The organism is Streptomyces sp. CA-135486, assembly GCF_050936555.1.
Lineage (GTDB): Bacteria > Actinomycetota > Actinomycetes > Streptomycetales > Streptomycetaceae > Streptomyces.
Map to the genome: position 1 here is coordinate 805,754 of NZ_JBNJMM010000001.1, position 14,404 is coordinate 820,157.

The window sequence follows — 14,404 nt, forward strand, 5'->3', positions numbered from 1 at the left end:
CGCCCCTTGTCTGTCTCAGTCTGCCAAGCTGGCCCGCAGCGCGCCGCAGTAGTACGGACCGTACGCACCCAGTGCCTGGAGCAGCAGCCGACCATGGACCTCGACGTCTTCGTGACCGCCCACCGCGCCGAGTGGGACCGCCTGGACCACCTTCTGCACCGGGGACGACGTCTCACCGGCGCCGAGGCCGACGAACTCGTCGCCCTCTACCAGCGCACGGCCACCCACCTCTCCCTCATTCAATCGAGCGCTCCCGATCCGATGCTCACAGGGCGGCTCACCCAACTCGTCGCCCGCGCCCGCTCCACCGTCACCGGGACCCGCCGCGCCACCTGGCGTGATGCCGTCCGTTTCCTGACCGCCGGATTCCCCGCGGCCGTCTACCGCTCCCGACACTGGTGGATACCCACAGCGGTGCTCTCCACGGTTCTCGCCGCGATCATCGGCTGGTGGATCGGCACCCACCCCGAGGTCCAGGCGACGATCGCGGCCCCGGACGAACTCCGACAGCTCACCCGCCCCGGCGGTGAGTACGAGACGTACTACTCCAGCCACCCCGCGGCCTCCTTCGCCGCCCAGGTCTGGACGAACAACGCCCAGGCCGCCGCCATGTGCCTGACTCTGGGCGCCTTCCTGTGCCTCCCGGTGATCTGGATCCTGTTCGTCAATGTGCTGAACCTCGGCGTCGGCATCGGCCTGATGTCGTCGGCGGGCCGCCTCGACACCTTCCTGGGCCTTGTCCTCCCGCACGGCCTCCTCGAACTGACCGCCGTGTTCGTCGCCGCGGGCACGGGCCTCCGCCTCGGCTGGACGGTCATCGACCCCGGCCCGTACTCCCGCCGCACAGCCCTCGCTCGACAAGGCCGCGCCGCCATCGGTATGGCCATCGGCCTGGCTCTGGTCCTGTTCGTGTCCGGGGTGATCGAAGGTTTCGTCACCCCCTCGGGACTCCCGACCTGGGCGCGCATCGCCATTGGCATCGCCGCCGAGCTGGCCTTCCTGGCTTACGTCTACATCCTGGGCGGCCGAGCAGCCCGAATGGGCGACATGGGCGACGTGGAGGAGGCAGACCGCAGTGCCGAGCTCCCGGCCGCGGCCTGATGTGCGAGCACCCGTCCTGACCTGCTAGTCTCCTCTCCGCCCCGCAACACCGTTGACACGGCTGGTGTGGGGAGGTAGATTTTAACGGTTGCCTCGAACTGGACAAGTGCGAGTGCGACCGATAATGTCTCTCTCGCTCTCGCCGGAAATTGAATTTCCGCGGAGCCTCCCGATTCTTCAATCCGGATCACGTAGGTCGATTAGGTCGGCCGAAATGCTTCTGATAAAGTCGGGTCCGTCGAAAGACAAAAAGGCCCTTCCAGCGGCCACTGGATTCGAATTCCACACCGGAAACGGACACGGAAAAAGAGTCTGGTAAGGTTGGAAACGCAAGACCGAAGGGAAGCGCCCGGAGGAAAGCCCCAGAGAGTGTTCTGTGGGTGAGTACGAAGGAAGCGTCCGTTCCTTGAGAACTCAACAGCGTGCCAAAAGTCAACGCCAGATATGTTGATACCCCGGCCTGTTTCGGCAGGTTCGAGGTTCCTTTGAAAGTCCTACCGGCCTGTGTGGCGGGTAGGCATTGACACAGCGAGGACGCTGTGAACGACCGGTCTTATTCCGACTGGTTGTTCCGCTCTTGTGGTGTTCATCCCGATGACGGGAAAACATTCATGGAGAGTTTGATCCTGGCTCAGGACGAACGCTGGCGGCGTGCTTAACACATGCAAGTCGAACGATGAAGCCCTTCGGGGTGGATTAGTGGCGAACGGGTGAGTAACACGTGGGCAATCTGCCCTTCACTCTGGGACAAGCCCTGGAAACGGGGTCTAATACCGGATACCACCTTCCGAGGCATCTCGGGGGGTTGAAAGCTCCGGCGGTGAAGGATGAGCCCGCGGCCTATCAGCTTGTTGGTGGGGTGATGGCCTACCAAGGCGACGACGGGTAGCCGGCCTGAGAGGGCGACCGGCCACACTGGGACTGAGACACGGCCCAGACTCCTACGGGAGGCAGCAGTGGGGAATATTGCACAATGGGCGAAAGCCTGATGCAGCGACGCCGCGTGAGGGATGACGGCCTTCGGGTTGTAAACCTCTTTCAGCAGGGAAGAAGCGAAAGTGACGGTACCTGCAGAAGAAGCGCCGGCTAACTACGTGCCAGCAGCCGCGGTAATACGTAGGGCGCAAGCGTTGTCCGGAATTATTGGGCGTAAAGAGCTCGTAGGCGGCTTGTCACGTCGGTTGTGAAAGCCCGGGGCTTAACCCCGGGTCTGCAGTCGATACGGGCTAGCTAGAGTGTGGTAGGGGAGATCGGAATTCCTGGTGTAGCGGTGAAATGCGCAGATATCAGGAGGAACACCGGTGGCGAAGGCGGATCTCTGGGCCATTACTGACGCTGAGGAGCGAAAGCGTGGGGAGCGAACAGGATTAGATACCCTGGTAGTCCACGCCGTAAACGTTGGGAACTAGGTGTTGGCGACATTCCACGTCGTCGGTGCCGCAGCTAACGCATTAAGTTCCCCGCCTGGGGAGTACGGCCGCAAGGCTAAAACTCAAAGGAATTGACGGGGGCCCGCACAAGCAGCGGAGCATGTGGCTTAATTCGACGCAACGCGAAGAACCTTACCAAGGCTTGACATATACCGGAAAGCATTAGAGATAGTGCCCCCCTTGTGGTCGGTATACAGGTGGTGCATGGCTGTCGTCAGCTCGTGTCGTGAGATGTTGGGTTAAGTCCCGCAACGAGCGCAACCCTTGTTCTGTGTTGCCAGCATGCCCTTCGGGGTGATGGGGACTCACAGGAGACTGCCGGGGTCAACTCGGAGGAAGGTGGGGACGACGTCAAGTCATCATGCCCCTTATGTCTTGGGCTGCACACGTGCTACAATGGCCGGTACAATGAGCTGCGATGCCGCGAGGCGGAGCGAATCTCAAAAAGCCGGTCTCAGTTCGGATTGGGGTCTGCAACTCGACCCCATGAAGTCGGAGTTGCTAGTAATCGCAGATCAGCATTGCTGCGGTGAATACGTTCCCGGGCCTTGTACACACCGCCCGTCACGTCACGAAAGTCGGTAACACCCGAAGCCGGTGGCCCAACCCCTTGTGGGAGGGAGCTGTCGAAGGTGGGACTGGCGATTGGGACGAAGTCGTAACAAGGTAGCCGTACCGGAAGGTGCGGCTGGATCACCTCCTTTCTAAGGAGCATCTAGATTCCGCAAGGAATCCAGAGCCACAACGCAGGCGAATGTCCTGCGGTGGTCAGCTCATGGGTGGAACGTTGACTATTCGGCACGGTTTCAGGGCTTCACTAGTACTGCTTCGGCGTGGAACGTGAGAGTCAGGGGATCGTGCCGGGCGCGCTGTTGGGTATCTGAGGGTACGGACTGCGGTCCCTGCCTTCGTGATGCCGGCCCCAGTGAACTCGCCCTGTAAGGGGGTGGGGTGGTGGGTGGCTGGTCGTTGCTTGAGAACTGCACAGTGGACGCGAGCATCTGTGGCCAAGTTTTTAAGGGCGCACGGTGGATGCCTTGGCACCAGGAACCGATGAAGGACGTGGGAGGCCACGATAGTCCCCGGGGAGCCGTCAACCAGGCTTTGATCCGGGGGTTTCCGAATGGGGAAACCCGGCAGTCGTCATGGGCTGTCACCCGCTGCTGAACACATAGGCAGTGTGGAGGGAACGAGGGGAAGTGAAACATCTCAGTACCCTCAGGAAGAGAAAACAACCGTGATTCCGGGAGTAGTGGCGAGCGAAACCGGATGAGGCCAAACCGTATGCGTGTGATACCCGGCAGGGGTTGCGCATGCGGGGTTGTGGGATCTCTCTTTCACGGTCTGCCGGCTGTGAGACGAGTCAGAAACCGTTGATGTAGGCGAAGGACATGCGAAAGGTCCGGCGTAGAGGGTAAGACCCCCGTAGCTGAAACATCAGCGGCTCGTTTGAGAGACACCCAAGTAGCACGGGGCCCGAGAAATCCCGTGTGAATCTGGCGGGACCACCCGTTAAGCCTAAATATTCCCTGGTGACCGATAGCGGATAGTACCGTGAGGGAATGGTGAAAAGTACCGCGGGAGCGGAGTGAAATAGTACCTGAAACCGTGTGCCTACAAGCCGTGGGAGCGTCGCTGTTGTTCTTCGGAGCAACAGTCGTGACTGCGTGCCTTTTGAAGAATGAGCCTGCGAGTTTGCGGTGTGTTGCGAGGTTAACCCGTGTGGGGAAGCCGTAGCGAAAGCGAGTCCGAACAGGGCGGTACAGTAGCGCGCTCAAGACCCGAAGCGGAGTGATCTAGCCATGGGCAGGTTGAAGCGGAGGTAAGACTTCGTGGAGGACCGAACCCACCAGGGTTGAAAACCTGGGGGATGACCTGTGGTTAGGGGTGAAAGGCCAATCAAACTCCGTGATAGCTGGTTCTCCCCGAAATGCATTTAGGTGCAGCGTCGTGTGTTTCTTGCCGGAGGTAGAGCACTGGATAGGCGATGGGCCCTACCGGGTTACTGACCTTAGCCAAACTCCGAATGCCGGTAAGTGAGAGCGCGGCAGTGAGACTGTGGGGGATAAGCTCCATGGTCGAGAGGGAAACAGCCCAGAGCATCGACTAAGGCCCCTAAGCGTACGCTAAGTGGGAAAGGATGTGGAGTCGCAGAGACAACCAGGAGGTTGGCTTAGAAGCAGCCACCCTTGAAAGAGTGCGTAATAGCTCACTGGTCAAGTGATTCCGCGCCGACAATGTAGCGGGGCTCAAGCGTACCGCCGAAGTCGTGTCATTCCAGCATGAGGGCCAACGCCCGCTGGGATGGGTAGGGGAGCGTCGTGTGCCGGGTGAAGCAGCCGCGGAAGCGAGTTGTGGACGGTTCACGAGTGAGAATGCAGGCATGAGTAGCGATACACACGTGAGAAACGTGTGCGCCGATTGACTAAGGGTTCCTGGGTCAAGCTGATCTGCCCAGGGTAAGTCGGGACCTAAGGCGAGGCCGACAGGCGTAGTCGATGGACAACCGGTTGATATTCCGGTACCCGCTTTGAAACGCCCAGTATCGAGCCCATTAATGCTAAGGCCGTGAAGCCGTCCTGGAGCCTTCGGGTGAAGGGGAGTGGTGGAGCCGCCGGTCCAAGGTGGTAGTAGGTAAGCGATGGGGTGACGCAGGAAGGTAGTCCAGCCCGGGCGGTGGTTGTCCCGGGGTAAGGGTGTAGGACGCAGGGTAGGCAAATCCGCCCTGCACATAGTCTGAGACCTGATGCCGAGCCGATTGTGGTGAAGTGGATGATCCTATGCTGTCGAGAAAAGCCTCTAGCGAGTTTCATGGCGGCCCGTACCCTAAACCGACTCAGGTGGTCAGGTAGAGAATACCGAGGCGTTCGGGTGAACTATGGTTAAGGAACTCGGCAAAATGCCCCCGTAACTTCGGGAGAAGGGGGCCATCACTGGTGATCCGGTTTACTCGGTGAGCTGGGGGTGGCCGCAGAGACCAGCGAGAAGCGACTGTTTACTAAAAACACAGGTCCGTGCGAAGCCGTAAGGCGATGTATACGGACTGACGCCTGCCCGGTGCTGGAACGTTAAGGGGACCGGTTAGTCACATTTCGGTGTGGCGAAGCTGAGAACTTAAGCGCCAGTAAACGGCGGTGGTAACTATAACCATCCTAAGGTAGCGAAATTCCTTGTCGGGTAAGTTCCGACCTGCACGAATGGCGTAACGACTTCTCGACTGTCTCAACCATAGGCCCGGTGAAATTGCACTACGAGTAAAGATGCTCGTTTCGCGCAGCAGGACGGAAAGACCCCGGGACCTTTACTACAGTTTGATATTGGTGTTCGGTTCGGCTTGTGTAGGATAGGTGGGAGACTGTGAAGCTTGGACGCCAGTTCAGGTGGAGTCGTCGTTGAAATACCACTCTGGTCGTGCTGGATGTCTAACCTGGGTCCGTGATCCGGATCAGGGACAGTGTCTGATGGGTAGTTTAACTGGGGCGGTTGCCTCCCAAAGGGTAACGGAGGCGCCCAAAGGTTCCCTCAGCCTGGTTGGCAATCAGGTGTTGAGTGTAAGTGCACAAGGGAGCTTGACTGTGAGACCGACGGGTCGAGCAGGGACGAAAGTCGGGACTAGTGATCCGGCGGTGGCTTGTGGAAGCGCCGTCGCTCAACGGATAAAAGGTACCCCGGGGATAACAGGCTGATCTTCCCCAAGAGTCCATATCGACGGGATGGTTTGGCACCTCGATGTCGGCTCGTCGCATCCTGGGGCTGGAGTCGGTCCCAAGGGTTGGGCTGTTCGCCCATTAAAGCGGTACGCGAGCTGGGTTTAGAACGTCGTGAGACAGTTCGGTCCCTATCCGCTGTGCGCGTAGGAGTCTTGAGAAGGGCTGTCCCTAGTACGAGAGGACCGGGACGGACGAACCTCTGGTGTGCCAGTTGTCCTGCCAAGGGCATGGCTGGTTGGCTACGTTCGGAAAGGATAACCGCTGAAAGCATCTAAGCGGGAAGCCTGCTTCGAGATGAGGACTCCCACCCCCTTTGAGGGGTTAAGGCTCCCAGTAGACGACTGGGTTGATAGGCCAGATGTGGAAGCCCTGTAAGGGGTGGAGCTGACTGGTACTAATAGGCCGAGGGCTTGTCCTCAGTTGCTCGCGTCCACTGTGTATGTTCTGAAGTAACGAACTCGCCCTTTTGGCCGGCTGGAGTTCACTATTTTCATAGAGTTTCGGTGGTCATTGCGTTAGGGAAACGCCCGGTTACATTCCGAACCCGGAAGCTAAGCCTTTCAGCGCCGATGGTACTGCAGGGGGGACCCTGTGGGAGAGTAGGACGCCGCCGAACAATTATTGTGGGGAAGCCCCGCACCTTCTGGTGCGGGGCTTTTCTGCGTTCAGGGGACAAACAGCTCGGCCCTCCCATTCCGAAATCCATTACCTGAATCCAATACCCGGCCCTCTCAGAGGCGACCAGCAGCCTTCAGCGCGAGGTAAGCATCCGCGAGGGCCGGCGCGAGGTTGTCCGGGGTGGCGTCGACGACGGTCACGCCATGCCGTTGAAGCTGTTCTGCTGTTCGGCGGCGCTGGGCCTGAGCCTGGGTGCCGGCCGCCGCGTCGTACACCGCCTCGACAGTGCCGCGAGACGTGGACATCTGCTGGATATGAGGGTCTGCCACCGACGCCACGAGCACGGTGTGCCGTTGTGTGAGCTGTGGGAGGACAGGCAGCAGCCCCTCTTCGATGGGCGCGGCGTCGAGGCTGGTGAGCAGCACGATCAGGGATCGGCGCGGGGCGCTGGTGAGCGCGGCGGCGCTGAGACCGCGGGCGTCGGTTTCGACGAGTTCGGGTTCCAGCGGAGCGAGCGCGTTGACCAGGGCGGGCAGCAGGTCACCGGCGGAGCGGCCCTGGACCTGGGCGCGGATGCGGCGGTCGTAGGCGAGGAGGTCCACGCGGTCGCCTGCGCGTGAGGCCAGCGCTGTGAGGAGCAGCGCGGCGTCCATGGCCGCGTCGAGGCGAGGGACATCTCCGACGCGGCCGGCCGAGGTGCGGCCGGTGTCGAGTACGACGAGGATGTGGCGGTCGCGTTCGGGTCGCCAGGTGCGCACGGCGACTGTGGTCCGGCGGGCGGTGGCGCGCCAGTCGATGGAGCGGGTGTCGTCGCCGGGGACGTAGTCGCGAAGGCTGTCGAATTCGGTGCCTTGGCCGCGGATGAGGACGCTGGTGCGGCCGTCGAGCTCGCGCAGCCTGGCCAGTCTGGAGGGCAGATGCTTGCGACTGGTGAAGGGCGGCAGGACACGAACGGTCCAGGGGACTCTGTGGTTGCCCTGGCGGGCGGCGAGACCGAGGGGGCCGTACGAGCGGACGGTGACCCGTTCCGCGTGGCGGTCGCCGCGACGTGTGGGGCGCAGAACCGTGGTGAGCCGACGGCGTTCGCCGGCGGGGACGGTCAGCTTGTGGCGGGAGGCGGCCTGTTCGGTGCCGGTGTGCCAGCTGCTCGGAGGCCACGCGTCGCGAAGATGGGCGCGCAGGCGGCGGTTGGACGGGTTGGTGACGGCCAGTTGGACTTCGGCACTGTCACCCAGTCGAACTGATGTGTCACCGCTTCGGGTGAATCGGAGCGTTCGCACTGGCGCGGCGAGGACGTAGTCGCACAAGATTGCTAGGGAGAGAGGCGCATTGACAGCGAGCATCCCGGTCCAGCTCGGGGCCAGGATGCCCACGGGGAGAGAGCCGAGAGCGGCGAGGAGTGCGGTTCGTCCGGTGAGGGCCATGGGGCAGCTCCTCAGCGGGGGACGGGCACGTGGGTGAGGATCGCGGTGATGACGGAGTCGGGGGTGACTCCTTCCATCTCCGCTTCGGGCCGGAGCTGGATCCGGTGGCGCAGGGTGGGCAGGGCCAAGGCCTTCACATCGTCGGGGATGACGTAGTCGCGGCCGGTGAGCCAGGCCCACGCTCGGGCGGTGGAGAGCAGGGCTGTTGCGCCTCGGGGGGACACACCGAGGGTGAGTGAGGGGGATTCACGCGTGGCACGGCAGATATCGACGACGTAGCCGGCGATTTCGGCGGAGACCGAGGTCTTGGCGACAGCGGCACGCGCCGCTTCCAGGTCGGCCGGTCCGGCGACGGGGCGCACGCCCGCAGCCTGCAGGTCGCGGGGATTGAAGCCCTCGGCGTGCCGGGTCAGGACGTTGATCTCGTCCTCGCGGCTGGGCAGCGGGACCGTCAGCTTGAGGAGGAAGCGATCCAGTTGGGCTTCCGGCAGGGGGTAAGTGCCTTCGTACTCAACCGGGTTCTGAGTTGCGGCGACCAGGAACGGTTCGGGCAGCGGGCGGGGCGTGCCGTCGACCGTGACCTGGCGCTCCTCCATCGCCTCCAGAAGCGATGACTGGGTCTTGGGCGGCGTGCGGTTGATCTCGTCGGCGAGCAGCAAGTTGGTGAAGACGGGGCCGGGTTGGAACGAAAACTCGGCGGTGCGTGCGTCGTAGACGAGCGAGCCGGTGACATCGCTCGGCATGAGATCGGGGGTGAACTGGACGCGCTTGGTGTCGAGTTCGAGGGAGGCCGCGAGGGTGCGAACCAGGAGTGTCTTGGCGACGCCCGGTACTCCTTCGAGCAGAACATGGCCACGGCAGAGCAGGGCCACGACGAGCCCGGTGACAGCGGGGTCCTGGCCGACCACGGCCTTGGCGATCTCGGTGCGCAGGGCCTCCAGGGAGGTCCGGGCGCGGTCCGAGTTCTCAGCCTTCTCGGGGGTCGGGGCGCTCATGAAGTGCGTACCTCTCTTTCGAGGGCGTCGAGTTGGTCAGCCAGGCGGATGAGAACAGTGTCGTCGGCGGGTGCCGGGCCGAAGAGCAGGTTTTTGAGGTCCCGGTCGTTGGTGGGGAGGTGGGCCGAGACGGCCGGGAGCAGGGCTTCGGGGGAATGGGCGTCGGCAGGTGGGACGCCGAGGAGGGGGGCGAGGCGGGTGCGGGTGGCCGAGCGCAAGGTCGCAGCCGCGCGGTCGCGGGCGTTCACCTTGCGGTAGAGGCGGGCGCGGCCCTCGGTGGACTCGGATGCGCGGATGGCCACGGGCAGCCGTTCGGTGACCAGGGGGCCCAGTCGGCGGGCGCGCCACATGGCGGCCAGGACGGCGGCGATGGCGAGCTGGAGCGACCCCCAGAGCCAGCCTGCCGGGATCAAGTCGAGGAATGAGCTCTCGCCGTCGGTGCCGTCCTGTGCGGCGGAAGTGTCGCTGAGTGAAGGGAGGTACCAGACCAGATGGGTGCGCGAACCGAGGAGTTGGAGGGCGAGGGAGGCGTTGCCGTGCTTGTCCAGACGTTCGTTGTAGAGGATGCCGGGGGAACCGAGCAGGACGGTGTCCCCGTTGCCGGGGTCGTCGATCCTCAGGAGGGTGGGCAGGCCGTTGCTCGGGTAGCAGCTGTCGGCGCCGGGCTTCGCCGTGGAGTACCGCTCACCGCCGAGTTCGGCACTGCCGGCCCGCCGGGCCGCGGGGAGGGAGCACTGGGGGGCGCGTGCCGCGACCGGGGCCGGGGCTTCGCTGCGGACGCCGGGGGCCAGTGTGCCGAGCGAGGCGCTGTCGGCGGAGAGGAGGACCGTGCGTCCGCCGGAGTTGGCCGTCGCGGTGCGGAGAGTCTGTTGCTGGCGTTCCGTCAGCAGGCCGGGGTCGGCGACGAGAAGGGTGACATCGGGGCCTGTCGCCGTGGCGGCCTCGCCGAGAGTGGTGACGACGCGGGTGGAGACACCACGGTCCTTGAGGAGTTCGGCGACGGCGCGGCTGCCGTAGAGGTCGGCGGAGCGGGGGTCGAGGCGGCCGTGCTGGTCTCCGGAGCGAAGCGCGGCCATGGCGATCCCGGCTGCGACGAGGATGATGAGGGCGAGCAGCAGACCGCGGGTGCGGGTCCACACCTGGCGGCTGGTGGGAGCCATAGAGGTCGCGCTGACGGTGGCCCCGGTCATTGCCCTGCTCCTTGGGCCGCGTCGCTCAGTTGGGGCTTGGCGCGCTCCAGTTCAAGGTCGAGATCCCGCAGGCGCAGATATGCCTGCCGGTCGGCGGTGCGGCCGCCGTATGTGACGTCGTCGAACTCCCTGGCGGAGGCGCGCAGTCCGTCGGCGTGGTCCGGCAGGGAGCGGCCTGCTTCGGCAGCTGCCTCGTCGGCGGTGCGACCGGGCCTCGGATCGAGGAGGGTTCGCTCCTCCAGAGCGCGGACGATGGCTCGCATGCGTTCTTGGACGGCCTGGTTCCAGCGTCCGGCGGCGGCATGGTCTTCGGCGGCGGCGCGGTGTTCGGATGCGCTGCGCGGGCTGTCGTCGAAGAGGGAGTCGGCGGAGCCAGGAGTGCGCCGCGGTGTGCCGAGGCGCCACCAGAGGGCGGCGACCAGGCCGATGACCAGCAGGACGATGACGACGAGGCCGAGTGGGCCGCCTGGGGTGGCCCCGGATGCGGAGTCGAAGAGGCCGCCGACCCAGTCCCAGAAGCGGTCGAGCGCGCGCTGGAGGAGGCTCGGGTCGTTCTCGTGGTACATCGGCTTGGACAGCTCCCGCTCCGCCGCCTCCCGGGCGGGGATGCGGGGAGTGTCCACCGGTACGTCGTCGCTCGTGCGGATCAGCAGCCGCGCTGTCATCACGCCCCCCGTGGTGGACACCGCATCAGCTCCTGGCGGAGCTGTCGCCCGGCCGCTGGGAGCCGTAGCCGGGGACGCCCGCGGCCCGCGCGAGTTCCAGGTCGAGGGCCTCGCGGCGGATGCGCTGGTCGATGTAGAGGAGGACGGTCACGCCGGCGGAGATGGGGTACGTGATGGACGACGCGATCACCGAGCCGATACCCGTGATGATCAGGAACGGCCAGCCGAAGTCGGGGTTGTTTCCGGAGAACAGGTCGCTGAATGCGCTGCCGTCCACCGCGAACGCGATCAGGCTGAACGGCACCGCGATGATCATCGAAACCAGCAGGGTCAGCAGCAGCGTCAGCGCCACGATGCCGAAGGTCCGCCACCAGGCACCCTGGACCAGTTTGGCGGAGCGGCGCAGGGAGGCGATGACACTCTGGCGCTCCAGCATCAGGGCGGGAGAGGCGAGGGCGAACCGGATCATCAGCCAGAGGATGACGACGCAGGCCACGAGGCCCAGGAGCACGGACAGAGCGATTCCCGCGCTGGTGCCCAGCAGCAGACCGGGCAGAATCGCCACGGTCATGATGGCTGCGCTCATGAGGGGCAACAGCACGGTCAGGCCAAGCAGTTGGGGGAGCCGGGGCCGTGCCTCGTGCCAGGCGTCGGAGAGCGTTACCGGGCGGCCCAGTACCGAACGGCTGATCACCACCGTGAGAAGGGCCGTCGTGAAGAGTGTGGCGATCAGAGTGATGATCAGGGACGGGCCCATGGCGAGCAGGCTGGACTGCAGCGAGTCCACGGACTGCCGCAGCGCTTCCGAGGGTGTCGCGTCCGGGTCGACCTCGGGCGGGTCGGGGAGCAGGTAGCGCTCGACGAGGATGTTGCAGATCTGGGAGATCACCGAAACGGTGATCGTGACGCCCAGCACCGGCCGCCAGTGGGCGCGCAGCGTCGACACCGCGCCGTCGAGGATCTCCCCGACGCCCAGGGGCCGGAGCGGGATGACACCGGGCTTGGCGGCCGGTGGTCGGCCCCAGTTGCTGTTCGGCTGACCGCCGCCCCAGCCGGGGGCGGGAGGTGGCGCAGGTGCGCGGTTCGCACCGGGGGCGGTCGGCGGGGACCACTGTCCTGGGGGCGGCTGCTCCTTGGACCACTTCGAGGCGGGGCCGCTCCCGTCGGCGGGCTCGGTGGGCCGGGGCACACCTGCGTCCTGACCGTCGGAGGGAGCAGATCCGGGCGAGGCCCAGCCCGGAGTGTCATTCACGGTCGTCCACCTCATGGATTGGTCGCGGGGCCGGCTCGGCGAACCAGCACGTTCACGGTGCCCGTCCCCGTGGCGGGGCGGCAGGTTGGCAGCCATCGTGCCACGCGTGACCCGCTGGTGGGCGGGGGCCTGTATCTCCTTCGCACCTTCATTGTCGGTCGCTCACCGGGCAGACTGGGCGGATGGCTGATCAGTTCGTACAAAACCCGGTCGGGATCGAACCTCCCACGCTTCCGGCACTGCGCTGGGACGAGCCGCCGGAAGGGCCCGTGCTGGTGCTTCTGGACCAGACCCGGCTGCCTGCCGAGGAGGTCGAGCTGGTCTGCACTGATGTGCCTGCCCTGGTGCGGGCGATCCAGACGCTCGCCGTGCGCGGGGCGCCACTGCTGGGCATTGCCGGCGCCTATGGGGTGGCTCTCGCCGCCGAGCGGGGTTACGACGTGGACGAGGCGGTGGCGCTGCTGGAGGGAGCGCGGCCCACCGCGGTGAACCTTGGGTACGGGGTGCGGCGGGCGGCGGCCGCCTACCGGGCGGCGGTGGGCAAGGACGGGGACCTGGAGCAGGCGTCACAGGCGGCGCTCGCCGCGGCCAAGGCACTGCATCGGGAGGATGCCGACGCCAGCGCCCGGATGGCCGAGCAGGGTCTGATGCTGCTCGACGAACTGCTGCCGGGCGGCGGGCACCGGATTCTCACCCACTGCAACACCGGAGCGCTGGTCTCCGGCGGGGAGGGCACCGCGTTCGCCGTCGCGCTCACGGCGCACCGCGCGGGCCGGCTGCGGAGGCTGTGGGTGGACGAGACGCGGCCCTTGCTGCAAGGTGCGAGGCTGACCGCTTATGAGGCGGCGCGGAGCGGAATGCCGTACACATTGCTCACGGACAATGCTGCGGGATCCCTCTTCGCCGCGGGAGAGGTGGACGCGGTACTGATCGGGGCCGACCGGATCGCCGCGGACGGCTCGGTGGCGAACAAGGTGGGCAGCTACCCGCTCGCGGTGCTGGCGAGGTACCACCGTGTGCCGTTCATCGTGGTCGCGCCGACGACGACGATGGACCTGAGCACGCCGAACGGAGCGTCGATAGAGGTGGAGCAACGGCCTGGACAGGAGGTCACGGAGGTCTCTGCGCCGCAGACGGCGGCTGGAGGAGTGAGTGGAGGGCTGCAGGTTGCGCCGTTGGGCACGCAGGCGTACAACCCGGCTTTTGATGTCACTCCCCCGGATCTGGTGACGGCGATAGTCACCGAGCAGGGAGCGTTGTCCCCGGTCACCGGGGGTGGAATAGCGGAGCTGTGTGCCAGGTCACGCCAGGTAACGATTAGCTAATGGGATGATGTCGAATATGAAGGGACGAGTCCTTGTCGTCGACGACGACACCGCACTGGCCGAGATGCTCGGGATTGTGCTGCGTGGTGAAGGTTTCGAGCCGTCGTTCGTAGCGGACGGTGACAAGGCACTTGCCGCTTTCCGGGAGGCCAAGCCGGATCTTGTACTGCTGGATCTCATGCTGCCCGGACGGGACGGCATCGAGGTGTGCCGGCTGATCAGGGCCGAGTCCGGCGTGCCCATCGTGATGCTCACCGCCAAGAGCGACACCGTGGATGTGGTGGTCGGCCTGGAGTCCGGGGCCGATGACTACATCGTCAAGCCGTTCAAGCCGAAGGAGCTGGTCGCCCGGATCCGGGCACGGCTGAGGAGGTCGGAGGAGCCGGCGCCGGAGCAGCTGGCGATCGGGGACCTGGTCATCGATGTGGCCGGTCACTCCGTGAAGCGGGACGGGCAGTCGATCGCCCTGACCCCGCTCGAGTTCGACCTGCTGGTCGCGCTCGCCCGCAAGCCCTGGCAGGTGTTCACCCGCGAGGTGCTGCTCGAGCAGGTGTGGGGTTACCGCCACGCCGCGGACACCAGGCTGGTCAATGTGCATGTGCAGCGGTTGCGGTCCAAGGTCGAGAAGGACCCGGAGCGCCCGGAGATCGTGGTGACCGTCCGTGGTGTCGGGTACAAGGCCGGGCCGAGCTGA

The 14,404-nt window shown here is 65.0% G+C and carries 8 protein-coding genes and 3 rRNA genes; 6 read left to right on the forward strand and 5 right to left on the reverse strand.

What is annotated here, in order from left to right; translation table 11 throughout:
* Positions 1-93: 93 nt before the first annotated feature.
* From ACQEVG_RS03705 to rrf, 4 genes are all read left to right on the forward strand, one after another.
* Positions 94-1,101, forward strand: coding sequence for a stage II sporulation protein M (locus ACQEVG_RS03705; RefSeq protein WP_432985037.1), 1,008 nt, complete (start codon positions 94-96; stop codon positions 1,099-1,101).
* A gap of 608 nt (positions 1,102-1,709) precedes the next feature.
* Positions 1,710-3,235 (forward strand): 16S ribosomal RNA (locus ACQEVG_RS03710).
* A 301-nt stretch (positions 3,236-3,536) separates the two neighbouring features.
* Positions 3,537-6,659: ribosomal RNA gene (locus tag ACQEVG_RS03715) — 23S ribosomal RNA — on the forward strand.
* A gap of 81 nt (positions 6,660-6,740) precedes the next feature.
* Positions 6,741-6,857, forward strand: a 5S ribosomal RNA gene (gene rrf / locus ACQEVG_RS03720).
* The 16S, 23S and 5S rRNA genes sit together here, the layout of an rRNA operon.
* 115 nt (positions 6,858-6,972) lie before the next feature.
* On the opposite strand, the gene ACQEVG_RS03725 is transcribed toward rrf, so the two are convergent.
* Genes ACQEVG_RS03725 through ACQEVG_RS03745 form a run of 5 tightly spaced genes read right to left on the reverse strand, consistent with a single transcriptional unit; the run spans position 6,973 to position 12,385 of the window.
* Positions 6,973-8,283 carry a DUF58 domain-containing protein gene (locus ACQEVG_RS03725; RefSeq protein WP_432976910.1) on the reverse strand — a complete coding sequence of 437 codons (1,311 nt, stop codon included), beginning with the start codon at positions 8,281-8,283 and terminating at the stop codon, positions 6,973-6,975.
* An 11-nt stretch (positions 8,284-8,294) separates the two neighbouring features.
* Entirely contained in the window at positions 8,295-9,278 is a 984-nt protein-coding gene (locus ACQEVG_RS03730) for an AAA family ATPase (protein WP_432976913.1), read from the reverse strand.
* Positions 9,275-10,468, reverse strand: a complete 1,194-nt coding sequence (locus ACQEVG_RS03735; RefSeq protein WP_432976916.1) for a DUF4350 domain-containing protein — start codon at positions 10,466-10,468, stop codon at positions 9,275-9,277. Before ACQEVG_RS03735 ends, ACQEVG_RS03730 begins: the two co-directional genes overlap by 4 nt.
* Positions 10,465-11,154: a DUF4129 domain-containing protein gene (locus ACQEVG_RS03740; protein WP_432976919.1), complete on the reverse strand. Its 690-nt coding sequence runs from the start codon at positions 11,152-11,154 to the stop codon at positions 10,465-10,467. Before ACQEVG_RS03740 ends, ACQEVG_RS03735 begins: the two co-directional genes overlap by 4 nt.
* Before the next feature lie 4 nt (positions 11,155-11,158).
* A complete protein-coding gene (locus ACQEVG_RS03745; protein ID WP_432976922.1) occupies positions 11,159-12,385 on the reverse strand; it encodes a DUF7544 domain-containing protein in 1,227 nt (408 codons plus the stop codon).
* Positions 12,386-12,567: 182 nt separating this feature from the next.
* On the opposite strand from ACQEVG_RS03745, the gene mtnA reads away from it, so the two are divergent.
* Positions 12,568-13,710: an S-methyl-5-thioribose-1-phosphate isomerase gene (mtnA, locus tag ACQEVG_RS03750; RefSeq protein ID WP_432976925.1), complete on the forward strand. Its 1,143-nt coding sequence runs from the start codon at positions 12,568-12,570 to the stop codon at positions 13,708-13,710.
* 4 nt (positions 13,711-13,714) lie between these two features.
* The gene (gene mtrA / locus ACQEVG_RS03755; protein ID WP_351232597.1) at positions 13,715-14,404 is read left to right on the forward strand and encodes a two-component system response regulator MtrA; all 690 of its coding nucleotides are present in this window, start codon (positions 13,715-13,717) and stop codon (positions 14,402-14,404) included.